A 24,959-nucleotide genomic window follows, 5' to 3' on the forward strand; every position below is an offset into this window, starting at 1 on the left:
TACCTCCTATCCTAATAATAGAGATGCGTCTCCCGCTAAATCTGTTAATTTACCATCTTTAGAGAATCCCATCTTTTCCATCCAAGCATCAAATTCTTTTATTGCTGTTAGTCCAAACATTTCCCTAAGTGATGCTGTTTCATGGTATCCTGTTGTTTGATAGTTAAGCATAACATCATCTCCATGAGGTATTCCCATAAAGTATGTACATCCTGCTGTTGTTAGTAATATAGCTAAGTTTTCCATATCATTTTGGTCAGCTTTCATATGGTTAGTGTAGCAAACATCAACACCCATTGGTAATCCATGTAATTTACCCATAAAATGGTCTTCAAGTCCTGCTCTTACAACTTCTCTAGCATCATATAAATATTCTGGTCCTATAAATCCAACAACTGTATTTACTAAGAATGGTTCATACTTTTTAGCAAATCCATAGCATCTAGCTTCCATAGTAACCTGGTCTATTCCATGATGTGCTTCTGAAGATAATTCTGAACCTTGTCCAGTTTCAAAATACATGACATTAGGTCCTGTAGCTGTTCCGTGTTTTAAAGCTAATTGTCTAGCTTCTTCTATAGTATCGCCATTGAATCCAAATGCTTCATTTCCTTTTTCAGAACCTGCTATAGATTGGAATATTAAATCTGCAGGAGCACCATTTCTTATCGCTTCCATTTGTGTAGTAACATGGGCTAATACACATGTTTGAGTTGGTATTTGATATTTTTGCTTTACCTCTTCAAATCTTTTTAATACTTTAGTAACACTTTCAACCGAGTCATCAACTGGGTTTAATCCAAGCACTGCATCTCCTATACCAAAAGTTAGACCTTCAAGAAGCGATGCAAGTATTCCATCTGGGTCATCTGTTGGATGATTAGGTTGAAGTCTTGCTGATAATGTTCCATGTTCTCCTATAGTTGTATTACAGTGGGCTGTAACCTTTATCTTCTTAGCAGCATAAACTAAGTCCATATTTGACATTAGTTTTGCAACTGCTGCGATAATCTCAGAAGTTAACCCTCTTGATATTCTTCTTATATCAGCACTTGTAGTATTTGAATCTAATAACCATTCTCTAAGTTCAGATACTGTCCAGTCCTTTATTTCTGCATAAACTTTTTCATTTACAGCATCTTGTATTATTCTTGTTACTTCATCTTCTTCATATGCTACTGCAGGATTATTTCTTATATCCTCTAGTTTTATATGTGATAAAACAACTTTTGCTGCTATCCTTTCTTCAGCTGATTGTGCTGCAAGACCTGCTAATTTATCTCCTGATTTTTCTTCATTAGCTTTAGCCATTACATCATATAAGCCTTTAAACTGATAAGTACGTCCAAATAATTTTGTCTTTAAAATCATTTACTTACCCCCTTCTATTAATTAAAAACTAATGTTTTTATTACCACAGGTAAAACCTTACCTTCAACTATAGGTTTTCCAATGTCAATATAATCTCCATTTTCAACCTTTACACTATCAATACAAACAATATCTTTTTTATAGTTCAATAATGCATATATTGCTTGACCTAGCACCTTTGCCATATCATTTTCAACGATTACCACAAAAGGCAAATTATTTTCTATAATTTGTTTCATTCCATCTACAAATCCTTTAGCATACTCTTGTATATCTAAAAAAGTAGGATTTTTCTTGCCTATCATAGCTATAGCAACTTTCTGTAAATCATTTTCCAATTTAAACCAGTTAAGTTTATTTTCTATGGATTCACTAATTTGTTTTGAAGTACCAATCTCTTCATCAACTGATAATTTTAAAACTGGTAAATTTTTAATTGGGAATGACTCACTAGTGTAGGTTATTGTACTTCCACTTACTTCAGTAGTGTGAGAACCTGCACCAACCACTGTTGCTCTTATTGTTTCTATTGATTTGACTACATTTACTTTTTTAAGGTATTCGCAATTTTTTACTGCTTGCCCAAGTAAAATTCCCAAATCACCATATTCAAAATAATCCTTTACTTCTCCATTGTAGTAAATATAATCTGCTACTCCACCTGAGAATGAAACATTTTTAATTTTTTCATCTATACTTATCGACTTATTAGTTATTATAAAATCAAATAAAGGCGTTTGAGATTTTAATCCTATACTTTCCATTAATAAATTAACCATTATATTAACTATTGGTTTTGTATTTTCTATTGTAGCTACAGTTCCTACTTGAAGATTTAAGTTATTATCTTTTATGATTTTATCTATTTTAGGCGAAATATAAGTTATCTTCTTACTTGCTTTATCTACCTTTATAAGCCTTCCACCTATATCCAAACACCCAGTATCAGTTACTTCTCCCCTTTTAAATGAAGCTATGTTACTAGTTCCCCCACCTATGTCTATATTTACAATTGTAGTTGAATGTTCTTTTGAATAAATATGAGCCCCTGCTCCTTTTCCTGATATTATACTTTCTAAATCAGGTCCTGCTGTTGCAACGACAAAGTCTCCAGCAAATCCACTTAAAGTATGAAGTACATCATTTGCATTTTCTTTTCTAGCTGTTTCACCAGTTATTATTACTGCTCCTGTATGTATATCTACTTTAGATATATTTGCTTTTTTATATTCATTTTCAACTATTTCTTTTATTTGTTGTCCATTTATTTCTTTGTTTGAAATAAGAGGAGTAAAATAAACTTTACTTTTATAAATAATTTCCTTGTCTACTATACTTATCCTAGATACCGAAAAATTTGATTCAGTATTTTCTACTATTAATTTAGAAAAAATCAATTGAGTAGTACTTGTCCCAATGTCAATACCAACACTTAATAATTCTTCTCTCATTTTCTCACCTCCTAAAATTTAAGTATGTCTTAAACAAGCAAAGAGGCTTAAAGCTATAATAAATATTTGTTAAATCAAATATATTTATAAGTTTTATAAATATATTTAATTAACTTAATCTATTAATAACTTTAAGCCTCTTTGCTCAATTAAAACTACTACTTTGTAGATGAGTTATTATCTAATATTAATTTATGTAGGTATAGTAATTAACACTTCGGTTCCATTTTTACTGCTCTTTCTTTTTATACTTCCTTTTAGCATTTGAGTTATATAACTATCTATTATATATGTTCCTAAACTATTTTTATTTATATTATCACTATCAAATCCAATTCCATCATCTATAATAGCGATATTTCTCAAACCATTATCTTTATTTACTAATATCTGTATATTACCACGTTCTCTATTCTTGAAAGCATGGTCATAACAGTTTTGTAGTACTTCATTTATAACTAAAAGTATGGCTGTTGCTTTTTCTCCACTAATTTTAAAGTCTTCACCTGTTATACATATATCGATATCTTTATTAAACAGATATCCGCCTTGAATATTTGATACTAATAAATTTATACCTTCTAATATAGATATATTATTATCGATTTCCTTAGATAATAAGTAATGAGTTGAAAGAATTGCAAACACTCTATTTGTTATATTATCTAGACATTGTTTAACTTCCTCGTTTTGAGACAATCTACTTTGTTTTTTTATTATAGATATTACTGTATGAAGATTGTTTTTTACTCTATGATGAGTTTCTCTTATAGCTACTGTTTTTAAAATTAGTTCTTCTTCTTTTCGTTTTAAATCACTTATATCTTGTACTATTTTACAAACCTTAAATTCATCATCTTTGATGTATATGGTTTTTATTTTAAAAAACATATTACCTATTGAAACTTCATTTGTTTCATCATAATTCTCATCTATCAATATATCTTCAAACACTGTATGCTCTATGTATAAATCGTTGTAATGCATATCTTGTATATCACATTCAAACCCAATACTTTTATACATGTCAGTTGCAATACGATTTTTAATTTTCAGCTTTCCATTTTTATCAAATATAAGTATAGCAGAATTTAAATTATCAACTAAAAAGTCATTATTTTCTATCAATTTTATAAACTGATGTGAATTTTTATTTTCTTCATCTTCGTTAGTGTCAAACTCATTTTTAACTTCACTACTTATATCTTTTTCAACTATTAATACTGCTAGAATTTTGTCATCCAATGTTATTGGTTGAATATTCTGTTTAACCAGTTTATATTCTTGTGTTAAAGCCTTAATATCTCGTGCTCTTTCTCCAGTCTTTAAGCACTTTATAACTCCTGGTTCATTTTCAATTAGAGCTTTTTTTCCTATAACATTTTCACAGTATAATGACTTTTCTTTAGGTCTACCATGTGCCACCACAATTGCTTCATCATCACATTTACTTAATACATCTATAAAAACATCAGCCTCATAAAAGTTAGCCATTAAATCTAAGGATTTTGATACTTCTATAATTTTTTCAATTTCATTTTTATTTAAGTATGTTTGTGTAATTGCTATTTTTTTTATCGTATTAATCATCTAATTTAGAATTTACTTTCTCTAAATCTTTTTTCATTCTTTCAAATTCATTTACTTTATTTAAACACATTTCTATAGTTGGTATAAGTGATTTTTCACTTGCTGTCTTTACTAAATATCCATAAGCACCTATACTTTTAGCTTTTTCTATGTATTCTTTATCTTCAAATGAAGTTAATAAAAGTACTCCACCTGCTAGATTTTCCTTACATATTATTTTACCTGCCTTTATACCATCAAGAATTGGCATTTCTATATCCATTATAACTAAATCAGGCTTATGTTTTTTACACATTTCAACAGCTTCAAACCCATCGCATGCTTCTCCTATTATTTCATAACCATTATTTTCTAGGACATCTTTTATATCCATCCTTAACAGTGGTTCATCATCAACCAATAGTATTTTTTTCCCCATGTTCCTACCTCACTTAAAGATTAAATCTTCTTAAAATAGTTTTATATATATTTTTATGTTTTTATAAAATGCTAAATTTATATTTTATTTAACTCTCTGTTTAATTTAATTCTATCATATTTTTGAGTTAAAAAAATATTTTCCCCTAAATTTCGTCTATTTTTTTAGATTTTTCTAGATATTCAAACAATTTTTCAAGTCCTATACCATCAATTGTATCTATTTTAAATATTTGACTTGCTCCTGCTAGTGATAATCGTTCATAAGCTATATTAATTTCATCTTCAGTAGACATATTTATTTTGGTTATAATTCCTATTACATCTTTACAAAACATACTTGCAAATCCTGGTGCTATATAATTTTCTTCTTGTGTAGCATCATATACTATTGCTATAATTTTTGCATCTACAGATGTTGTTATCAATGCATTGTACAAGCTTCTATTTTCCATATATTCACCTGGAGTGTCTATTGCATCATTGTAAAGTTCTACTGATTGGGTTTTCTTGTATTTCAATTCCAATTGGTCTAGTTTTTGGCACAAAGTGGTTTTACCACTTCCTGTTTTTCCCATAAAAATTATATTTTTCATTGTATTATTATGTCCTTGTTATTTTAGTAGATGAGAAGTTCAACATATTTCCTAAAACTTCTAAAACATCATTTAATGCTGATTCTACAGAACTTACATCACCTGATATTACTACAGAACCACTAAATCTATCTATAAACCCCAAAGATACATTTGAAGATTTTGTAGCAACATCTGCTGCTATTATTGATGCTTCACTTGGTGTTATTGTGAGTATTCCTATCGCATCTTTTTTATCAAGCACTAATCCTAATTTCTTATATATATCTTCATTAGGATTGGCTATTATATGTGCCAATGTAACCTGTTTTCCAGGAACATATTCTTGAATAACTCTTTGCTTAGATTCTTCAGCCAAATTTATTCCCTGCTTTCTTTAAGTATAGTTTATTAAAAAATTACTTGCTAAAAATAAAAGGAGCTCCATAAGAATAATATTAATATTCCTAAGAAGCTCCATTGCTTTTTTACTAAAATATCACACCTTTGTGATACCTTTATTATAGTTTTCTGCTTTATATTTGTCAATATATAATTTATATTTTTAAAAACATTTTCCCTATTTGTATAATATTATGTTTACATGTAATAAAATGTAGTTATTTAATATTATTTAATATGTTTATTATATCCTCTTCAGTTGGTACCTTAGGGTTGGTTAATGTACAAGTATCTTTTATGGCAAGCCTTGCTATTTCTCTCTCTTCATTAATTATATCTTCTAGACTTAATTTACACTGTGTCAATTTAGTTGGCATATTCATTTCTTTTTGCAGTTTCTTTATTTCATTTACTAAGTTTTTAACAGCTATTCTTATATTACCATTACCAAACCCTACTAATTCTGCTATTTGTGCATATTTTATAGCTGTATCTGAGTAAGCTATGTTGGTATATCCTATTATTGATGAATTATATTCTATAACATGTGGAAGTAATATTGAGTTTGTTCTTCCATGTGGTATATGAAATTTTCCGCCTAATACATGCGCTATAGAATGATTTATACCAAGTGATGTTTGGTTAAATGCCATACCTGCTAAACAAGATGCATTGTGCATTTTTTCTCTAGCTTCTATATCATTTCCATCTTTGTATGCTTTTAATAAATACTTAAATACTAATTTTATAGCTTTTTCAGCAAGTGCATCAGAAAAATCATTAGCATTTGTGGATACATAAGCCTCTATTGCATGTGTTAATACATCTATACCTGTATCTGCTGTTATAAAATTTGGTACAGTTTTTACAAGTTCTGGGTCTAGTATTGCCATATTTGGAAGTAAATCATCACTTACTAATGGATATTTACACCCTTTTTGATTATCTGTTATTACAGAAAATGATGTTACTTCTGAACCTGTTCCACTTGTTGTTGGTATTGCTATAAATTCTATATCATTAGCATTTAATATTTTTTTAGAAAAATCCATTATAGATTTTGCAGCATCTATAGCAGAACCTCCTCCTAATGCTATTATTATATCTGGATTCATAGATTTAAATTTTTCTACTCCTGCTACTATTGTTTCTATTGGTGGGTCTGGTACTATTTCTTCAAAAACTTGATATGTTGAATTTATTAAGTTAAATGTTATTTTATCTATTGTTTTTGATTTAACCATAAATGGGTCTGTTATTATTAATACATGTTTATCTTTTAATTCTTGTAGTGCTTTTAATGCTCCTTCTCCAAATTTTATTTTGGTTTTAATTTCAAAGTTATTCAAATTTATCTCCTCCTTAAATTCAATGCACAAAAAAGCTCCATAGATAAAATCTATGGAGCTCCTTTGCTCTTTTAACACTTCATTGTGTTATATTAAAATATACTATTTGATTAATCTAATGTCAAGTTAATAGTATATAAAATACATCTAGATATTTTCTCATTTGTATATCTCTTTTTTATATTTAATCTTTAATTTTCTAAATCAATAATCGAAATTTATGCATCAGTTTTACTTACTTTTAAGTCTTCTTCTAAAGTATTAAAAGCTTTATCCAAAACTTCTTTAGAATATTTTTTGCTTACTATATTTACAAACCATCTAGCTTTAGCCATTTCTATTTCATTAAGTTTAGCCTCATCTTTAGGAAAAATCTCTATAACTTTGATTTCCATACACAAACCTCCTACAAAGTTTTTGCTATAAGGCTTAATTTTAAAAATTCTTCCTTATAAAATCATTTAGATTATAACTTTTTATATTAGTTTATGAAGTTATAGATTTGTCCTGATACAACTAAGTACTAAATTTAATGTATCTGCTGATTATTTACTAGATTTTTCGTGATATAGAAGTAAAATCTAAGAGACTGATAAAACTGATTTAGAATTTAAAAAGCAAAGAAATAAAAGAAATAAATAGTCATATATTATAAAGAATAGATTTATGATATTGTTAAAAGTTATGGTATTTTTTTAGCATTGAATACAATATAAATAACTACCTAACTTATAGGAGGTTTTAATTTTGAAAGCTGCAATTTATTCAAGAAAATCAAAGTTTACTGGTAAAGGTGAATCTATAGAAAATCAAATACAACTATGTATGGACTATGCTAAGTCTGTTGGTATAAAAGATTTTTTAATATATGAAGATGAAGGCTTTAGCGGTGGTAATATAGATAGACCTCAATTTAAGAAAATGATGCAAGATGCGAAAGCAAAAAAGTTTGATTATCTTGTGTGCTATAGATTAGATAGAATATCAAGAAATGTATCTGACTTCTCTACTTTAATAGAAAAACTAAATAAACTAGATATATCTTTTATATCTATCAAAGAGCAATTTGACACTTCTACCCCAATGGGAAGAGCTATGATGTTTATATCTAGTGTATTTGCACAGCTTGAAAGAGAAACAATAGCTGAACGTATAAAAGATAATATGTATGAACTTGCTCGTACTGGAAGATGGCTAGGTGGCAAAACTCCTCATGGATTTAGCAGTAAAAAGATTAAATACTTAGATGAAAACCTAAAAGAAAGAAGCATGTATCAGTTAGAAGTTAGTGATGGTGAAATGGAAGTTGTTAAAATAGTTTATGCTAAGTATCTAGAACTTAGGTCTCTATCTCAATTATACAAATATGTTTATCACAATGGAATAAAGGGTCCTCGTGGTGGTAAATTTGACCCTAGTTCATTATCTGGTATACTTAGAAGTCCTGCTTATGTGAAAGCTAATGATGTTGTTGTAGAATATCTTAGAAATAACAATATGGAAGTTATCGGTACTCCTGATAATGAATGTGGAATACTTACTTATGCTAAAAATACATCTACACCTATAGCAGCTATTGCTAAACATAAAGGAATTATAGATTCTACTACTTGGCTTGAAGTTCAAGGTTTACTTGATGCTAATCGTGATAAGAGTCCAAGAACTGCTACTGGTAAAGTTGCTTTATTATCAGGACTTTTAAAATGTTCTAAGTGTGGTTCTAATATGAGAATTACTTATAAAGGTAAACGAACTGATGAAGAATTAAAGTATTATTATGTATGTGGTACTAAAAAGAATCTCGGTGTTGATGCCTGTAATTGTAAAAATCTTAATGGGCCTTTAGTTGAAGATATTATTATTGAAAGAATTAAAAATTGTAATGTTGAATCTATTATAGATGCTTTTCATGAAAATAAGATTAAAGTTGATGATGTATCAAATAGCGTTAAAAATGAGATTGATTTATTTAGGAATTCTATTGAGGATAAGGAAAAGAGCATTGGGAATTTGGTTATGGAGCTTGCTAAAAATACTGGTAGTGTTGCTTCTGATTATATTATCTCTCAGATTGAAAGTTTAAATAATGAAATTGAAGAATTAAGGATTAGGTTTAGAAACTTAGAAGATAAAAGTGTTGATATTAAAAATGCCAGTGTTAATTTAGATATTGTTGTTAGTAATTTAGAAAAGTTTAATGATATGGTTGATAATGCTAATCTGGATAATAAGAAGTTATTGCTTTCTACTCTTGTTGATTCTATAGTTTGGGATAGTTCTAGTGGTGCTCTTAGTATTGTTTATATGGGTGCTGACATGGATGACTTAGTTTCTGTTGTCTGATAGGTCGCACTTCTGTAGTGATGGCAGATGCCCTTTCTATAAAAGTGCAACTTTAGAAATTAATCTATTTTTTTGTTTAAATACATCCATTTAGATTCTAACTCTTTTATCATATCATCCTCTATTCTTACTCCAAATGATTTAATGCTCTAATACTGGTTATTCCATGATTTAATAATGAATATAATGAAATATTATGTGCTTTAATATCCCAACAAATGAGTCTTCCAAATATGCGGGAGTTTCCTGGTGGTAAAGTTGAAAAAGATGAGTCTCTTGAGAGTGCAATTGAGTGTGAAATAAAGGTTTCTATATTGACAGTTTTGCAATAAAGTTATAATATTAATAGGATTGTAGTTTTTTATAGCATATGGAAAATTATGTTCATTTTAAAACTATTAATAAATATAATTGTTTATATTTGGATAATCGTAAAATTAAAATAAAGGATGATAAAAAATGACAGAACAAAATTTAAGCTTGATTGATGAAGTTAAAAGAAGAAGAACCTTTGCAATCATTTCCCATCCCGATGCAGGAAAAACTACATTAACTGAAAAGTTTCTATTATATGGTGGTGCCATTCGTGAAGCAGGATCGGTTAAATCAAGAAGATCTCAAAAACGTGCAGTATCTGACTGGATGGAAATTGAAAAACAAAGAGGTATATCTGTTGCATCAAGTGTTCTTCAATTTGAATATAATAACTTTTGTATAAATATTCTTGACACTCCAGGGCATCAAGATTTCAGTGAGGACACTTATAGGACTCTTATGGCAGCAGACTGTGCAGTAATGGTTATTGACTCTGCTAAAGGTGTCGAGGATCAGACAAAGAAATTATTCCAAGTTTGTAAAATGAGAGGAATACCAATTTTTACTTTTATAAATAAAATGGACCGTCAAGGAAAGGATCCCTTTGAACTACTTGAAGATATTGAAAATGTTCTAGGAATTCGCTCTTGCCCAGTAAACTGGCCAATTGGTTCTGGTAAAGAGTTCAAAGGTGTGTTTAATCGTCATAAAAACCAAGTTGAACTATTTGATGATGGTAACCATGGACAATCTATTGCTAAGTCTACAACTGGAGATATATCTGATGAAAAATTTAATACTTTATTAGGTGATGCTCTTCATGAAAAACTACTAGAAGATATTGAACTTTTAGATATTGCTGGAGATAATTTTAATTTAGACGGAGTATTAAATGGTGAATTGACACCTGTGTTCTTCGGAAGTGCCCTTACTAACTTTGGTGTAGAACCATTTTTAGAATCGTTTCTAGAAATAACACCTCCGCCAAATCCTCGTAGCAGTAATTTAGGTGATATTGACCCTAATTCTAATAGCTTCTCAGGATTTATATTTAAGATTCAAGCTAATATGGATAAATCTCATAGAGATAGAATTGCATTTTTAAGAATTTGCTCTGGTAAATTTGAAAAAGGTATGACAGTAACTCATGTACAAAGAAACAAAAAGGTTAAACTTTCACAACCTCAACAGTTTGTAGCACAAGACCGTGTTATAATAGATTCAGCTTATCCAGGAGACATTATAGGGATACATGATCCAGGAATATTTAATATTGGTGATACATTAAGTGAAAAAAAATCAAATTTACAGTACACTGGCATACCACAATTTGCTCCTGAACATTTTGTAAGAGTATCTACAAAGAATGCTCTTAAAAGAAAACAGTTCTTAAAAGGACTTACACAATTATCAGAAGAAGGTACTATACAGATATACAAACAACCTAATTTTGGTATGGAAGAACTTATTGTAGGAGTAGTTGGAGTTCTTCAGTTTGAAGTTTTAGAATATCGTCTAAAACAAGAATATGGTGTTGATATGATAATGAACACACTACCTTATCGTTATATACGTTGGATTGAACCTGATACTTTTAAATCGGATAAGCTTTCAACACCAATGGATACAATATTAGTTGAAGATAAAAATAGCAATCCAGTATTGTTATTTCAAAATGAATGGTCTATTAGACATCTAATTGAGAGAAATGAAAATTTAGTTTTAAGAGAAACTTCTTTATAAAAAAATAAATGTTAATCCCCCTACGTCTATTTTTAAACGTAGGGGGAATTATTTATTTGATTATTATTAACTTAATTCAGTTTCTTGTTAATTTTGAGATGCCCAATCTGCTGGATATGTTACATATATAAATCTAGCATAATCAGGTACAGAAAATTGTATTTTACTTCCTTTTGGTATAAATATTAACTCACCTGAAGAAGCAGAAACCTTTCTTCCATCTATTACTATATCTAAAGTTCCATCTATTACATAATCTATTTCATCATAGTTTAGAGTCCAGTCAAAAGTTGTTTCCTTCATTTCCATCATACCACAACCTAATCTTGGGCTTTCCTCTAATGTAAATAAATCTTTTGTGTAAACTACATCCCTTGGGTTTCCTGTATCTAATCTATCAGATTCACTAACCTTTACAGTTGGTAATTTTATAGAAGTTATTCCACTAACATCTTTATTTCTAACAAAATCTACAGTATCTTTAGTTCCATTTATTTTTTCTTCTATTATTTGTCTTACTAATGTTTCAATTAAGTTTTTATCTATATTTGCTATATCCATCTTATACATTCTCCTTCTTTAATGTCTTACTTGCTATAACCATAGCTAATAAGACTGCTGTTATACCACCAACTAATTTAGCAACTATCATTGGTGTTATCATATTAGCATTAAATCCTGCTGTAAATCCTAAATGATCTCCAAATACGAATGCTGCTGATACAGAAAATGCTATGTTTATTATCTTTCCTCTATTATCCATATCTTTCATCATACCAAACATTGGTATACAGTTAGCTAAACTTGCAACAAGCCCTGCAGCTGATACATCATTCATTCCAAGAACTTTTCCTAAAGCCATTAATGGTTTATTAAATACCTTTGTTATAACAAATACTAATGGAAATGCTCCTGCTAAAACTATTGCAATATCTCCAACTATTTCTATACCTTCACCTATTGGCTTCATTCCAGGTATTACAACTATCCCTGTTAAGGCTTCAACTATTGCAGCAGCAAGTCCTAAAGTTATAACTATCACTACACCCTTTCCAAAATATGTAAATCCTTTTATCATAGCATTTTCAAATTTCAATAATCCAAGTGCTATAACGACTGCAAATATTATTATTGGTATCAAGTTCCTAAGAACCATCATTACTTCAAATCCTGCAACTAATCCACCAACAAATGCTCCAATAGGTATTGTTATTATCCCTGCAAGTATTCCTGTTGCTAAGAATTTTTGGTCTTCTTTTTCAATTATTCCAAGTGCAACTGGTATTATAAACACTATTGTAGGTCCCATCATAGCACCTACTATTAATCCTCCAAATAATCCAGCATTAGGGTCTTTTGCAAGCTCAAGTGCAAGTGGTGCACCACCCATATCATTAGCTAACAAACTTCCAGCAAACATAGCTGGGTCAGCTCCAAGCATATCAAACACTGGTACTACAATTGGTCTTAATACATCAGCAAGAACTGGTGCTAGACATATAACACCTACCATTGCAACTGCAAGTGAACCCATTGCCATTATACCTTCTTCAAATTGTTCTCCAAGACCAAATTTACTACCTATACATTTATCTATAGCCCCAAGTACCATGAAGACTACCATTACATAGATTATAATTTCATTTATACTCATAGTTCCCCCATTATTTTATTAGATTTTTTATTATTTGACTGTCTACTGATGATATTACAGTCTTATATATTGTGAATTTAATTTCTATACCTTTATCTATACTTTTAAACTCTATAGTGCCTATACTTTTATTCATCAAACACTTCAAATGAATCGACTACTCCAACTATCGTTGCATCTACTGGAACATGAACTTTTTCAATCGATTCTCTAGCTGAGGAACCTTTGGATATAAGAACTAAGTCTCCATTTCCTGCTCCTGCATTATCGGCTGCAACCATGAAGCCTTCCTTGTACGTGTCTTTAGTTTTTAAAATTTTTACAACTAAAAGTTTTTGACCACATAATTTTTCATCTTTTCTTGTGGCCCAAACATTACCTACAACTTTTCCTATATCCATAAAATTACCTCCTTACACTTTCTTTAGTTTGAGATGGTGTATTTTCATAAAGTCTACAGCTAATGGCGTTATTATACTTTTTTTATTAACTAGTATATTTTTAACTCCATTTATAGTTGGTTTTCTTAAGTCAGCTTCTGATATAAGTTTTTTATTTCTTAAATCTAAACTAAATTCAGTATCTATCTTCATACTTTCTACATTGTTTAGACTTTCTATATCTTTATTTAAAGCTTTTGTATTTTCTTTTTTAGAAACTATAGCACTTGATACTTCACTTTTTATACTTAACTTATTTTTATTTATAGTATTTAAGTCTTTTATAATTTCTACACCAAATTTACATATTTCATCTTCAAAGAACATAAACTTCTTATATAATGCTTTTGGTGCAGTATCCTTATATTTTTTGTATTCAATTCCTTCATCTAAGAGATATACTTTCTTACCCTTCATAATCATTTTTAGTATAAATCTTTCTTCTTCACTTGTTGAATTCCCAAGTGCTATGTTTGATAATCCTCTCATACAAAGTTTCGAAACTATCACTATTTCACACTCTTTTGTACTTCTATCAAATTCAACTATTTCAAATTCATCTTTTAATAAGTTAAATTTACTACTATCCTGTTCAAATACAATTACAGCTTTAGGTTTACTAGATACTTTCAATTCATTATTGTTTATTTTTTTATAAACTTCTTCTATTATTAGATTTACAAGGTCATCATAATTCATATTTAATCCTCCCTAGAGGTATTTTCTATATTCATCTTTCATACTTTTATGTATTTTTAATACTTCCAACATTGTATATAGTAAATGAAATTAGAAGTTAAATTAATTTATGCTTTCTTTATTATTTTAGCAACAGTCCCTTTTGAATAGCCACATGCATTGGCTTCATCATAATCTATGTGCATGTAAGTTTTAAAGATGTCACTAACTCTTATTACTACATCATCAAATGTTAAAGGTCTCTGACCCATTACCTTAGCTTCAACTATTTCTTTATCACATACATTGAATTTTTCAGCATCCTTAGGAGTCATGTGTATGTGTCTTTTAGCAACCATTAACCCCTTATCAAGTTCAACTTCATCATGTTGTGTTGATATTTTAATACTTAAAGTACCTTCTAAGTCTCCACTTTGTTTTATAGGAGCTTTTAATCCAAGAGTTGAACCATCTGTTAAAGATATTTCTACCTGAGTTTCATTTCTACATGGCCCAAGTACAACTACATTTTTTATACTTCCTTTAGGACCAGTTATTGTGACTCTTTCCTTACAAGCATATTGACCTGGTTGAGATAAGTCTTTTAATTTTGTAAGAGTATATCCTTTACCAAATAATTTATCTACATCTTCTCTACTTAAGTGAACGTGTCTTCCTGATGCCTCAACTTCTATGAATGCTTCTTTTTTAACTCTATTTATTACTTCTTCTACTATTTCATTTAATAGACTCTCCATTGCGTCCTCCAACTACTTATACTTATTAGTTCTAACTTTATATATCATTATCCAAAATACTGACGATAATCTATTAAGTGCCTTTATTAAATCTTCTCTTTGAACATTTCCGTACTCACCTTTAAATGCTTCGTAAGCTGCAAGTTCAACCTCTCGTGTATTGCTTCTTATACTATTTATAGCTACTACTACTTCTCCCATTTCATAACTTGGGAACTCATGTCCTATACCAAAGTATTTTTTAGGATAGTGAGATTGTTCTCTAAGTTCTTGTGGAGTCAATCCTAAAAGTTTAAAATCTTCTAGTTTTTCTTCTAAAACCTCACATCTCATTATATTTCTTACAAAGTCTAATACCTCTTGTAATTCCTTAACAAGCTTTGGCATACCTAGTTTTTGGCAAAGAATCTGTGCTTTTAGTATTTCTGATTCAAGAGAATCTATTTTTCCCCTCAATATTATTCTTTTATGGTCTTTAAAAACTAAAAGATTCCCATTTAATTGAGTCATATGTTCTGGTTTTTCATCCAATTTAGCACCAAATACAGTAGTATATTTATACATTTTCTCTTTAACTACTTCTTTTATAACTTCTTTGGGTTCATTATTTATATCTGAAATCTTATCAATATATTTGAGTTCAATACTTCTCTCAGTTAAATAAGATTTTGCAGAAGGAGTTATTATTTGTCCTTTTTCTATATAAAATTCAGTTACATTGCCTTTGTTTTTTCCTATTTTTCTTTTTATTTCGTTTTCTGTTAAAACACCCATTTTATCACATCTCCTATTAGATGTATAAAAAAGGCTACCTCAAAATACATTGAGTTTATTAGTAAGACTCATTTTTGAGATAGCCTCTTTTTTAATCAAAATTTGAATTTTAAAATTGCTTTTATATTACTCAGCTGATACTTTTGGTAATATAGCATCTACTTCAAAATGTGGTCTTGGTATAACATGAACTGATATTAGTTCTCCAACTCTCTCAGCAGCTGCAGCTCCAGCATCTGTAGCAGCTTTAACAGCTCCAACATCTCCTCTTACCATTACAGTAACTAATCCTCCACCTACTTGTTCTTTTCCTACTAATTGTACATTTGCAGCTTTAACCATTGCATCTGCTGCCTCTATCGCTCCTACTAATCCTTTAGTTTCTATCATTCCTAATGCGTTTGTACTTGCCATAATCTTATCCTCCAAAAATTTAATTTTATAGTTTTTATTTTTAGAAATTTATAGCTATAAATTTCATTGTTTGTTTTAGTTATGCTAGTTCTTTGACTAATCTTTGAACTAGAAGATTTATTAATTCTTCTTTATCAATTGAGTCAAACATTGATTTTTCAACTTGAGATGTATCTCTTCCAAGTTCTTCTATTTCTTTGATTCCATAAGCTACTCTTTTAACATTTATTAAATCAAGTGGACCTACATTGTTTGAAGTTGAACTTCCACCTATTGCACCACAACCAAGTGTTAGTGCTGGCACAAGGTTTGTTGATGCACCTATTCCTCCAAGTGCTGAAGGAGTATTCACAAGTATTCTTGATACTGGCATGTTAAGAGCAAATCTCTTTACCAACTCTTCATCATTTGCATGCATTGAGAAGGTATGACCTGCACCTTCATTTATTAATATTTCTCTACATCTATTCATAATAGCCTCTACATTTTCTTCAACATAGAACGCTAGTATTGGCGTAAGTTTTTCTCTTGAATAGGCTACATTATGACCAACTTTATTTTCTCTTGCAACGAGAACTTTTGTATTTTTAGGTACATTTGTTAAATCTGCTAAATTTGATATTACCTCAACACTCTTACCAACTATTTGTGGATTCATAGTACCATTAGCTCTCAATATGAATTTTGCTAATCTCTCACTTTCTTTTTCATTTAAAATATACGCACCTTGATTTTTAAGTTCTTTTAAAACAGTTTCTTCCATAGATTTTTCTATTACTATAGATTGTTCTGATGCACATATAACACCATTATCAAAAGTTTTAGAATCTATTATTCTTTTGACTGCTAACTTAACATTTGCTGATTTATCTATAAATGCTGGTCCATTTCCAGGTCCAACTCCGATAGCTGGTGTTCCTGAAGAGTAAGCAGCTCTAACCATTGCTTCTCCTCCAGTTGCTAATATTAAGTTTGTATCTTTATGTTTCATTAATTCATTAGTTCCAACTATACTTGGATTAGTTATACATAATATTGAATCCTCTGGAGCTCCAGCTTTTATAGCTGCATCACTTATTATATTAACTGTTTCAAGTATGCATTTTTTTGCATTTGGATGTGGAGAGAAAACTATAGTATTTCCTGCCTTTAAAGATATTATAGTTTTGTATATTACTGTTGATGTTGGGTTTGTTGAAGGTATAAGACCTGCCACAACTCCAACTGGTATAGCTATATCTATCGTATTTGCTTCTTTATCTTCACCAATTATGCCAATAGTTTTTGTATCTTTTAGAGTTTCATAAACTCCCATAGATGCAAAAGTATTTTTAATTACTTTATCTTCCCATTTTCCAAATCCAGTTTCTTCATTTGCCATTTTAGCTAATTTAGTAGCATTATTAAATGTTGCATTTGCAACAGCTTTTACTATTTTATCTATTTGCTCTTGGCTCATTTTAGAAAGTTTCTCTTGAGCCACTTTAGCTCTTTTTACAAGAGTTCTGACTTCTTGTATAGATACCAAATCTTTATCTAAAAGTGTCATAACTATCTATCCCCTCTGCTAAGTTTTTTAACTAAGTTTATCAATTCTTCTTTTTTAAGAACATTTAAATCTTTATAAGTTATTGAAGAGTCTAATTTCTTAGCCATAGCTTTAAGTTTTTTCACGCTGTTCTTTGATAAATCATCTCTATCAAAATCAGAATTTTCTATTTTGACTTGTTCTAATATTTCTTTATTATCATTAGTATTTTCTATTTTTTCCTCATTAGTTTCTGTTAAACTATCATCAACTACTTCAATTTCTTTGTTAATTTTATTTATATCACTATATAGTTTTTCATTATTATTTTCACTATTTTCAGTGCCATCTAAAATTACATTATCTTTTTCCGATAAATTTTTCGATACATTATCAGTTATTTCTAATGTAATTTCAAAGTTTTCCTCTGTATCTTCTGAAACTTCACAGACTTTAGGTTCTTTATTTTTAAATAAAGCATCGGTTACTTCATTATGTATTCTTGGTATAATATGTGATGCTCTTAATGTACCAATTCTAGAAACTGCTATTTCACCTGCTTCTAGAGCTGATTTAACAGCACCAACATCTCCACATATTGTTAAAGTAACAATGCCTGCTCCAACCTTATCAATTTCTAAGATATTAACATTTGCAGATTTTAAACAAGCATCAGAAGCTTCGATTGCAGCAACATATCCTATTACTTCTATTAAGCCTACAGCATCCATTTAATTATCCTAGAATCCTGTTGGATTATCTGCAACTGATTTTACTGCTTCTGCAAATGCATCACATGCTGCTTTACAGGCCGATTGAGAGCCTGTAAGTAATGCTCCACCAAAGTTTGTTTCAGTTGGAGGTGCAAATAATTCGCACATCTTAACATCTGCTGCCTTCATTGCTGCATCCAGCGCATACATTGCTTCAAGTGGCGGTGCTACTAAATAAGCTAATGCCTCACCTTCTCTTATTCCTGCTACTTCTGAAAGGTATGTACCTGTTCTTGATACACAGTGAGCATAATATGCTATTGAATCATCATCATTTGCACTTATAAAAGTTGCTCCATATTCTAGAAAATCAACTACTGCATTTAGACCACTTCTTACTTCTGCTGGACTTGGTCCTGCTATTATCCCTAGTACTTCACCAGCAAGCTTTGTTGAAGCATTTGCAGCACCTGCATACATTGATTTTGCATACACAACATCAACTTCTGAAGCTTTAGTTGCTTCATCAAGAGCTGTGTATGTAACATCATCACAGTCTGCAGTTATTAAACCTAAACTTTTGTGATGTGATTTTAGTTCTAGTTTTTGTGCCATTTCTGGACTTATATTTGAAATTATCTTAATTCCTAATATATTAGGACGAATTACATCGTTTTTCATATTCTACACTCCCTCGACTTTATTTAAGGTCTATTCCTGAAGCTTTTTTATCTAACATAGTTTTTATAAGTTCAGCTATATGAGCACCTGCTTCAACTGCAGTTGTTCCACCTTTGTGAATGTTTGATATAACTGTTCTCTTTGCTTCTGCCATTCCTATATATGGCTTATATGCTATATATGCTGACATTGATTCAGCAGTAACTAATCCTGGTCTTTCTCCAACCAACATACATATAACTTCACAACCTAATTCTTCACCTAAGTGGTCCATAGCACCAACTCTACAATGTTTAACAAATAAAATTTCACTTGAATCTATTCCGTACATTTTTAGACCTTGTTTTATAGCTGGCACGCAGTCTTTTAAGTTTGCTTCTATAGCTGCTGAACTAAGCCCGTCTCCTACTAACATCAAAACCCTTTGATTTGTTCCAAGTTTAGATTTTATATTATTTATAGTTTCTGGAGAGAATTTTCTTCCTAAATCTGGTCTTGTTAAGTATTCATCTTTATCACTACATAAAGTTTCTACTGCAAACATATTGTTTTCTTTTATAAATTCTTCATCTACATAAGAGAAAACAGCATCTTGTGCAGCAGCATGGTCTGCTCTAAATCTTAAAACTGTTTCTGTTTTATATCTAGTACCAGCTCTTCCTATACCTATTCTTGCAGGCGTTTTAGACTTTATATCTAAATAAGCTTCTGCGTCCTTTGGATTTTTTACTAGTAATTGCTTTCTTATATCAACTTCTGTTATGTCATCTATACAAGCATCATTATCTATTACAACTTCAGTCACTTTTTTAACAGTTTCAGATACAACATTAGTATCTAATTCTCCAACCATTTGTCCAACTAACTGTTCTACTAATGCTTTTAAATCCTTCTCATTCATACTAAATACCTCCTATCCTAATAATAGAGATGCGTCTCCCGCTAAATCTGTTAATTTACCATCTTTAGAGAATCCCATCTTTTCCATCCAAGCATCAAATTCTTTTATTGCTGTTAGTCCAAACATTTCCCTAAGTGATGCTGTTTCATGGTATCCTGTTGTTTGATAGTTAAGCATAACATCATCTCCATGAGGTATTCCCATAAAGTATGTACATCCTGCTGTTGTTAGTAATATAGCTAAGTTTTCCATATCATTTTGGTCAGCTTTCATATGGTTAGTGTAGCAAACATCAACACCCATTGGTAATCCATGTAATTTACCCATAAAATGGTCTTCAAGTCCTGCTCTTACAACTTCTCTAGCATCATATAAATATTCTGGTCCTATAAATCCAACAACTGTATTTACTAAGAATGGTTCATACTTTTTAGCAAATCCATAGCATCTAGCTTCCATAGTAACCTGGTCTATTCCATGATGTGCTTCTGAAGATAATTCTGAACCTTGTCCAGTTTCAAAATACATGACATTAGGTCCTGTAGCTGTTCCGTGTTTTAAAGCTAATTGTCTAGCTTCTTCTATAGTATCGCCATTGAATCCAAATGCTTCATTTCCTTTTTCAGAACCTGCTATAGATTGGAATATTAAATCTGCAGGAGCACCATTTCTTATCGCTTCCATTTGTGTAGTAACATGGGCTAATACACATGTTTGAGTTGGTATTTGATATTTTTGCTTTACCTCTTCAAATCTTTTTAATACTTTAGTAACACTTTCAACCGAGTCATCAACTGGGTTTAATCCAAGCACTGCATCTCCTATACCAAAAGTTAGACCTTCAAGAAGCGATGCAAGTATTCCATCTGGGTCATCTGTTGGATGATTAGGTTGAAGTCTTGCTGATAATGTTCCATGTTCTCCTATAGTTGTATTACAGTGGGCTGTAACCTTTATCTTCTTAGCAGCATAAACTAAGTCCATATTTGACATTAGTTTTGCAACTGCTGCGATAATCTCAGAAGTTAACCCTCTTGATATTCTTCTTATATCAGCACTTGTAGTATTTGAATCTAATAACCATTCTCTAAGTTCAGATACTGTCCAGTCCTTTATTTCTGCATAAACTTTTTCATTTACAGCATCTTGTATTATTCTTGTTACTTCATCTTCTTCATATGCTACTGCAGGATTATTTCTTATATCCTCTAGTTTTATATGTGATAAAACAACTTTTGCTGCTATCCTTTCTTCAGCTGATTGTGCTGCAAGACCTGCTAATTTATCTCCTGATTTTTCTTCATTAGCTTTAGCCATTACATCATATAAGCCTTTAAACTGATAAGTACGTCCAAATAATTTTGTCTTTAAAATCATTTACTTACCCCCTTCTATTAATTAAAAACTAATGTTTTTATTACCACAGGTAAAACCTTACCTTCAACTATAGGTTTTCCAATGTCAATATAATCTCCATTTTCAACCTTTACACTATCAATACAAACAATATCTTTTTTATAGTTCAATAATGCATATATTGCTTGACCTAGCACCTTTGCCATATCATTTTCAACGATTACCACAAAAGGCAAATTATTTTCTATAATTTGTTTCATTCCATCTACAAATCCTTTAGCATACTCTTGTATATCTAAAAAAGTAGGATTTTTCTTGCCTATCATAGCTATAGCAACTTTCTGTAAATCATTTTCCAATTTAAACCAGTTAAGTTTATTTTCTATGGATTCACTAATTTGTTTTGAAGTACCAATCTCTTCATCAACTGATAATTTTAAAACTGGTAAATTTTTAATTGGGAATGACTCACTAGTGTAGGTTATTGTACTTCCACTTACTTCAGTAGTGTGAGAACCTGCACCAACCACTGTTGCTCTTATTGTTTCTATTGATTTGACTACATTTACTTTTTTAAGGTATTCGCAATTTTTTACTGCTTGCCCAAGTAAAATTCCCAAATCACCATATTCAAAATAATCCTTTACTTCTCCATTGTAGTAAATATAATCTGCTACTCCACCTGAGAATGAAACATTTTTAATTTTTTCATCTATACTTATCGACTTATTAGTTATTATAAAATCAAATAAAGGCGTTTGAGATTTTAATCCTATACTTTCCATTAATAAATTAACCATTATATTAACTATTGGTTTTGTATTTTCTATTGTAGCTACAGTTCCTACTTGAAGATTTAAGTTATTATCTTTTATGATTTTATCTATTTTAGGCGAAATATAAGTTATCTTCTTACTTGCTTTATCTACCTTTATAAGCCTTCCACCTATATCCAAACACCCAGTATCAGTTACTTCTCCCCTTTTAAATGAAGCTATGTTACTAGTTCCCCCACCTATGTCTATATTTACAATTGTAGTTGAATGTTCTTTTGAATAAATATGAGCCCCTGCTCCTTTTCCTGATATTATACTTTCTAAATCAGGTCCTGCTGTTGCAACGACAAAGTCTCCAGCAAATCCACTTAAAGTATGAAGTACATCATTTGCATTTTCTTTTCTAGCTGTTTCACCAGTTATTATTACTGCTCCTGTATGTATATCTACTTTAGATATATTTGCTTTTTTATATTCATTTTCAACTATTTCTTTTATTTGTTGTCCATTTATTTCTTTGTTTGAAATAAGAGGAGTAAAATAAACTTTACTTTTATAAATAATTTCCTTGTCTACTATACTTATCCTAGATACCGAAAAATTTGATTCAGTATTTTCTACTATTAATTTAGAAAAAATCAATTGAGTAGTACTTGTCCCAATGTCAATACCAACACTTAATAATTCTTCTCTCATTTTCTCACCTCCTAAAATTTAAGTATGTCTTAAACAAGCAAAGAGGCTTAAAGCTATAATAAATATTTGTTAAATCAAATATATTTATAAGTTTTATAAATATATTTAATTAACTTAATCTATTAATAACTTTAAGCCTCTTTGCTCAATTAAAACTACTACTTTGTAGATGAGTTATTATCTAATATTAATTTATGTAGGTATAGTAATTAACACTTCGGTTCCATTTTTACTGCTCTTTCTTTTTATACTTCCTTTTAGCATTTGAGTTATATAACTATCTATTATATATGTTCCTAAACTATTTTTATTTATATTATCACTATCAAATCCAATTCCATCATCTATAATAGCGATATTTCTCAAACCATTATCTTTATTTACTAATATCTGTATATTACCACGTTCTCTATTCTTGAAAGCATGGTCATAACAGTTTTGTAGTACTTCATTTATAACTAAAAGTATGGCTGTTGCTTTTTCTCCACTAATTTTAAAGTCTTCACCTGTTATACATATATCGATATCTTTATTAAACAGATATCCGCCTTGAATATTTGATACTAATAAATTTATACCTTCTAATATAGATATATTATTATCGATTTCCTTAGATAATAAGTAATGAGTTGAAAGAATTGCAAACACTCTATTTGTTATATTATCTAGACATTGTTTAACTTCCTCGTTTTGAGACAATCTACTTTGTTTTTTTATTATAGATATTACTGTATGAAGATTGTTTTTTACTCTATGATGAGTTTCTCTTATAGCTACTGTTTTTAAAATTAGTTCTTCTTCTTTTCGTTTTAAATCACTTATATCTTGTACTATTTTACAAACCTTAAATTCATCATCTTTGATGTATATGGTTTTTATTTTAAAAAACATATTACCTATTGAAACTTCATTTGTTTCATCATAATTCTCATCTATCAATATATCTTCAAACACTGTATGCTCTATGTATAAATCGTTGTAATGCATATCTTGTATATCACATTCAAACCCAATACTTTTATACATGTCAGTTGCAATACGATTTTTAATTTTCAGCTTTCCATTTTTATCAAATATAAGTATAGCAGAATTTAAATTATCAACTAAAAAGTCATTATTTTCTATCAATTTTATAAACTGATGTGAATTTTTATTTTCTTCATCTTCGTTAGTGTCAAACTCATTTTTAACTTCACTACTTATATCTTTTTCAACTATTAATACTGCTAGAATTTTGTCATCCAATGTTATTGGTTGAATATTCTGTTTAACCAGTTTATATTCTTGTGTTAAAGCCTTAATATCTCGTGCTCTTTCTCCAGTCTTTAAGCACTTTATAACTCCTGGTTCATTTTCAATTAGAGCTTTTTTTCCTATAACATTTTCACAGTATAATGACTTTTCTTTAGGTCTACCATGTGCCACCACAATTGCTTCATCATCACATTTACTTAATACATCTATAAAAACATCAGCCTCATAAAAGTTAGCCATTAAATCTAAGGATTTTGATACTTCTATAATTTTTTCAATTTCATTTTTATTTAAGTATGTTTGTGTAATTGCTATTTTTTTTATCGTATTAATCATCTAATTTAGAATTTACTTTCTCTAAATCTTTTTTCATTCTTTCAAATTCATTTACTTTATTTAAACACATTTCTATAGTTGGTATAAGTGATTTTTCACTTGCTGTCTTTACTAAATATCCATAAGCACCTATACTTTTAGCTTTTTCTATGTATTCTTTATCTTCAAATGAAGTTAATAAAAGTACTCCACCTGCTAGATTTTCCTTACATATTATTTTACCTGCCTTTATACCATCAAGAATTGGCATTTCTATATCCATTATAACTAAATCAGGCTTATGTTTTTTACACATTTCAACAGCTTCAAACCCATCGCATGCTTCTCCTATTATTTCATAACCATTATTTTCTAGGACATCTTTTATATCCATCCTTAACAGTGGTTCATCATCAACCAATAGTATTTTTTTCCCCATGTTCCTACCTCACTTAAAGATTAAAT

General features: G+C 29.7%; 26 protein-coding genes. 2 read left to right on the forward strand and 24 right to left on the reverse strand.

From position 1 onward, the window contains the following. Positions 1-6: 6 nt before the first annotated feature. From KGF46_RS06305 to KGF46_RS06340, 8 genes are all read right to left on the reverse strand, one after another. Positions 7-1,371, reverse strand: a complete 1,365-nt coding sequence (locus KGF46_RS06305; RefSeq protein ID WP_227828058.1) for an ethanolamine ammonia-lyase subunit EutB — start codon at positions 1,369-1,371, stop codon at positions 7-9. 17 nt (positions 1,372-1,388) lie between these two features. Further along, entirely contained in the window at positions 1,389-2,822 is a 1,434-nt protein-coding gene (gene eutA / locus KGF46_RS06310; protein ID WP_227861867.1) for an ethanolamine ammonia-lyase reactivating factor EutA, read from the reverse strand. Positions 2,823-3,014: 192 nt separating this feature from the next. Next, positions 3,015-4,412, reverse strand: a complete 1,398-nt coding sequence (locus KGF46_RS06315) for a histidine kinase N-terminal domain-containing protein (protein ID WP_227828060.1) — start codon at positions 4,410-4,412, stop codon at positions 3,015-3,017. Continuing rightward, on the reverse strand, positions 4,405-4,830 hold the full coding sequence (locus KGF46_RS06320) for a response regulator (RefSeq protein ID WP_227861868.1): 426 nt from the start codon (positions 4,828-4,830) through the stop codon (positions 4,405-4,407). The genes KGF46_RS06315 and KGF46_RS06320 overlap by 8 nt, the downstream gene beginning before the upstream one ends. 145 nt (positions 4,831-4,975) lie before the next feature. After that, the gene (locus KGF46_RS06325) at positions 4,976-5,425 is read right to left on the reverse strand and encodes a EutP/PduV family microcompartment system protein (protein ID WP_227828062.1); all 450 of its coding nucleotides are present in this window, start codon (positions 5,423-5,425) and stop codon (positions 4,976-4,978) included. A gap of 7 nt (positions 5,426-5,432) precedes the next feature. Further along, positions 5,433-5,783 (reverse strand): BMC domain-containing protein, encoded by a 351-nt coding sequence (locus KGF46_RS06330; RefSeq protein ID WP_169466896.1) that lies wholly within the window; start codon positions 5,781-5,783, stop codon positions 5,433-5,435. Positions 5,784-6,024: 241 nt separating this feature from the next. Further along, positions 6,025-7,155: a 1-propanol dehydrogenase PduQ gene (locus KGF46_RS06335; protein ID WP_227828063.1), complete on the reverse strand. Its 1,131-nt coding sequence runs from the start codon at positions 7,153-7,155 to the stop codon at positions 6,025-6,027. A gap of 218 nt (positions 7,156-7,373) precedes the next feature. Beyond that, complete coding sequence (locus KGF46_RS06340) at positions 7,374-7,550, reverse strand: hypothetical protein (protein WP_227828064.1); 177 nt, start codon at positions 7,548-7,550, stop codon at positions 7,374-7,376. A 352-nt stretch (positions 7,551-7,902) separates the two neighbouring features. Between KGF46_RS06340 and KGF46_RS06345 the strand changes: the two genes are divergently transcribed. Continuing rightward, a complete protein-coding gene (locus tag KGF46_RS06345) occupies positions 7,903-9,498 on the forward strand; it encodes a recombinase family protein (protein ID WP_227861869.1) in 1,596 nt (531 codons plus the stop codon). Positions 9,499-9,957: 459 nt separating this feature from the next. Next, positions 9,958-11,556, forward strand: a complete 1,599-nt coding sequence (locus KGF46_RS06355; protein WP_227861870.1) for a peptide chain release factor 3 — start codon at positions 9,958-9,960, stop codon at positions 11,554-11,556. 87 nt (positions 11,557-11,643) lie between these two features. Here KGF46_RS06355 and KGF46_RS06360 read toward each other — a convergent pair whose 3' ends face one another. The 16 genes from KGF46_RS06360 to KGF46_RS06430 all read right to left on the reverse strand — a co-directional run bounded on the left by KGF46_RS06360 (position 11,644) and on the right by KGF46_RS06430 (position 24,933). Further along, positions 11,644-12,117 carry a cupin domain-containing protein gene (locus KGF46_RS06360; RefSeq protein WP_227828049.1) on the reverse strand — a complete coding sequence of 158 codons (474 nt, stop codon included), beginning with the start codon at positions 12,115-12,117 and terminating at the stop codon, positions 11,644-11,646. A gap of 1 nt (position 12,118) precedes the next feature. Beyond that, entirely contained in the window at positions 12,119-13,210 is a 1,092-nt protein-coding gene (gene eutH / locus KGF46_RS06365) for an ethanolamine utilization protein EutH (RefSeq protein WP_227861380.1), read from the reverse strand. A 10-nt stretch (positions 13,211-13,220) separates the two neighbouring features. Next, positions 13,221-13,346, reverse strand: coding sequence for a hypothetical protein (locus KGF46_RS20005; RefSeq protein ID WP_255640451.1), 126 nt, complete (start codon positions 13,344-13,346; stop codon positions 13,221-13,223). Beyond that, positions 13,339-13,611, reverse strand: a complete 273-nt coding sequence (locus KGF46_RS06370) for a EutN/CcmL family microcompartment protein (protein WP_227839441.1) — start codon at positions 13,609-13,611, stop codon at positions 13,339-13,341. The genes KGF46_RS20005 and KGF46_RS06370 overlap by 8 nt, the downstream gene beginning before the upstream one ends. 12 nt (positions 13,612-13,623) lie before the next feature. Continuing rightward, positions 13,624-14,349 carry a TIGR02536 family ethanolamine utilization protein gene (locus KGF46_RS06375; RefSeq protein ID WP_227839442.1) on the reverse strand — a complete coding sequence of 242 codons (726 nt, stop codon included), beginning with the start codon at positions 14,347-14,349 and terminating at the stop codon, positions 13,624-13,626. Between the two features lie 107 nt (positions 14,350-14,456). Next, positions 14,457-15,086, reverse strand: a complete 630-nt coding sequence (gene eutD, locus KGF46_RS06380; protein ID WP_227839443.1) for an ethanolamine utilization phosphate acetyltransferase EutD — start codon at positions 15,084-15,086, stop codon at positions 14,457-14,459. 12 nt (positions 15,087-15,098) lie between these two features. Further along, positions 15,099-15,860, reverse strand: coding sequence for a cobalamin adenosyltransferase (locus KGF46_RS06385; protein ID WP_227861865.1), 762 nt, complete (start codon positions 15,858-15,860; stop codon positions 15,099-15,101). A 126-nt stretch (positions 15,861-15,986) separates the two neighbouring features. Beyond that, positions 15,987-16,274 (reverse strand): ethanolamine utilization microcompartment protein EutM, encoded by a 288-nt coding sequence (gene eutM / locus KGF46_RS06390; protein ID WP_003428692.1) that lies wholly within the window; start codon positions 16,272-16,274, stop codon positions 15,987-15,989. A 79-nt stretch (positions 16,275-16,353) separates the two neighbouring features. Continuing rightward, complete coding sequence (locus tag KGF46_RS06395) at positions 16,354-17,823, reverse strand: acetaldehyde dehydrogenase (acetylating) (RefSeq protein WP_227861866.1); 1,470 nt, start codon at positions 17,821-17,823, stop codon at positions 16,354-16,356. A gap of 2 nt (positions 17,824-17,825) precedes the next feature. Next, positions 17,826-18,533: a BMC domain-containing protein gene (locus KGF46_RS06400; RefSeq protein WP_227841653.1), complete on the reverse strand. Its 708-nt coding sequence runs from the start codon at positions 18,531-18,533 to the stop codon at positions 17,826-17,828. Between the two features lie 9 nt (positions 18,534-18,542). Then, positions 18,543-19,196 carry an ethanolamine utilization microcompartment protein EutL gene (gene eutL / locus KGF46_RS06405; RefSeq protein ID WP_003423987.1) on the reverse strand — a complete coding sequence of 218 codons (654 nt, stop codon included), beginning with the start codon at positions 19,194-19,196 and terminating at the stop codon, positions 18,543-18,545. Positions 19,197-19,215: 19 nt separating this feature from the next. Then, on the reverse strand, positions 19,216-20,097 hold the full coding sequence (gene eutC, locus KGF46_RS06410) for an ethanolamine ammonia-lyase subunit EutC (RefSeq protein WP_227828057.1): 882 nt from the start codon (positions 20,095-20,097) through the stop codon (positions 19,216-19,218). 12 nt (positions 20,098-20,109) lie between these two features. Next, positions 20,110-21,474 (reverse strand): ethanolamine ammonia-lyase subunit EutB, encoded by a 1,365-nt coding sequence (locus tag KGF46_RS06415; RefSeq protein ID WP_227828058.1) that lies wholly within the window; start codon positions 21,472-21,474, stop codon positions 20,110-20,112. A gap of 17 nt (positions 21,475-21,491) precedes the next feature. Next, positions 21,492-22,925, reverse strand: coding sequence for an ethanolamine ammonia-lyase reactivating factor EutA (gene eutA / locus KGF46_RS06420; protein WP_227861867.1), 1,434 nt, complete (start codon positions 22,923-22,925; stop codon positions 21,492-21,494). 192 nt (positions 22,926-23,117) lie between these two features. Then, positions 23,118-24,515 (reverse strand): histidine kinase N-terminal domain-containing protein, encoded by a 1,398-nt coding sequence (locus KGF46_RS06425; protein ID WP_227828060.1) that lies wholly within the window; start codon positions 24,513-24,515, stop codon positions 23,118-23,120. Then, a complete protein-coding gene (locus KGF46_RS06430; RefSeq protein ID WP_227861868.1) occupies positions 24,508-24,933 on the reverse strand; it encodes a response regulator in 426 nt (141 codons plus the stop codon). Before KGF46_RS06430 ends, KGF46_RS06425 begins: the two co-directional genes overlap by 8 nt. Positions 24,934-24,959 lie beyond the last annotated feature (26 nt).

Source organism: Clostridioides sp. ZZV14-6153 (assembly GCF_020657855.1).
Taxonomy (GTDB): Bacteria; Bacillota; Clostridia; order Peptostreptococcales; family Peptostreptococcaceae; genus Clostridioides.

What these genes read in the sequence shown, in the direction of transcription:
- KGF46_RS06415 (WP_227828058.1), bottom strand. Translation starts at nt 21,474, where the DNA reads ATGATTTTAAAGACAAAATTATTTGGACGTACTTATCAGTTTAAAGGC.
- eutL (WP_003423987.1), bottom strand. Translation starts at nt 19,196, where the DNA reads ATGAAAAACGATGTAATTCGTCCTAATATATTAGGAATTAAGATAATT.
- KGF46_RS06325 (WP_227828062.1), bottom strand. Translation starts at nt 5,425, where the DNA reads ATGAAAAATATAATTTTTATGGGAAAAACAGGAAGTGGTAAAACCACT.
- KGF46_RS06395 (WP_227861866.1), bottom strand. Translation starts at nt 17,823, where the DNA reads ATGACACTTTTAGATAAAGATTTGGTATCTATACAAGAAGTCAGAACT.
- KGF46_RS06340 (WP_227828064.1), bottom strand. Translation starts at nt 7,550, where the DNA reads ATGGAAATCAAAGTTATAGAGATTTTTCCTAAAGATGAGGCTAAACTT.
- KGF46_RS06375 (WP_227839442.1), bottom strand. Translation starts at nt 14,349, where the DNA reads ATGAATTATGATGACCTTGTAAATCTAATAATAGAAGAAGTTTATAAA.
- KGF46_RS06315 (WP_227828060.1), bottom strand. Translation starts at nt 4,412, where the DNA reads ATGATTAATACGATAAAAAAAATAGCAATTACACAAACATACTTAAAT.
- eutA (WP_227861867.1), bottom strand. Translation starts at nt 22,925, where the DNA reads ATGAGAGAAGAATTATTAAGTGTTGGTATTGACATTGGGACAAGTACT.
- KGF46_RS06385 (WP_227861865.1), bottom strand. Translation starts at nt 15,860, where the DNA reads ATGGGTGTTTTAACAGAAAACGAAATAAAAAGAAAAATAGGAAAAAAC.
- KGF46_RS06425 (WP_227828060.1), bottom strand. Translation starts at nt 24,515, where the DNA reads ATGATTAATACGATAAAAAAAATAGCAATTACACAAACATACTTAAAT.
- KGF46_RS06305 (WP_227828058.1), bottom strand. Translation starts at nt 1,371, where the DNA reads ATGATTTTAAAGACAAAATTATTTGGACGTACTTATCAGTTTAAAGGC.
- eutM (WP_003428692.1), bottom strand. Translation starts at nt 16,274, where the DNA reads ATGGCAAGTACAAACGCATTAGGAATGATAGAAACTAAAGGATTAGTA.
- eutA (WP_227861867.1), bottom strand. Translation starts at nt 2,822, where the DNA reads ATGAGAGAAGAATTATTAAGTGTTGGTATTGACATTGGGACAAGTACT.
- KGF46_RS06370 (WP_227839441.1), bottom strand. Translation starts at nt 13,611, where the DNA reads ATGGATATAGGAAAAGTTGTAGGTAATGTTTGGGCCACAAGAAAAGAT.
- KGF46_RS06430 (WP_227861868.1), bottom strand. Translation starts at nt 24,933, where the DNA reads ATGGGGAAAAAAATACTATTGGTTGATGATGAACCACTGTTAAGGATG.
- eutC (WP_227828057.1), bottom strand. Translation starts at nt 20,097, where the DNA reads ATGAATGAGAAGGATTTAAAAGCATTAGTAGAACAGTTAGTTGGACAA.
- KGF46_RS06400 (WP_227841653.1), bottom strand. Translation starts at nt 18,533, where the DNA reads ATGGATGCTGTAGGCTTAATAGAAGTAATAGGATATGTTGCTGCAATC.
- KGF46_RS06355 (WP_227861870.1), top strand. Translation starts at nt 9,958, where the DNA reads ATGACAGAACAAAATTTAAGCTTGATTGATGAAGTTAAAAGAAGAAGA.
- eutH (WP_227861380.1), bottom strand. Translation starts at nt 13,210, where the DNA reads ATGAGTATAAATGAAATTATAATCTATGTAATGGTAGTCTTCATGGTA.
- KGF46_RS20005 (WP_255640451.1), bottom strand. Translation starts at nt 13,346, where the DNA reads ATGAATAAAAGTATAGGCACTATAGAGTTTAAAAGTATAGATAAAGGT.
- KGF46_RS06320 (WP_227861868.1), bottom strand. Translation starts at nt 4,830, where the DNA reads ATGGGGAAAAAAATACTATTGGTTGATGATGAACCACTGTTAAGGATG.
- KGF46_RS06360 (WP_227828049.1), bottom strand. Translation starts at nt 12,117, where the DNA reads ATGGATATAGCAAATATAGATAAAAACTTAATTGAAACATTAGTAAGA.
- eutD (WP_227839443.1), bottom strand. Translation starts at nt 15,086, where the DNA reads ATGGAGAGTCTATTAAATGAAATAGTAGAAGAAGTAATAAATAGAGTT.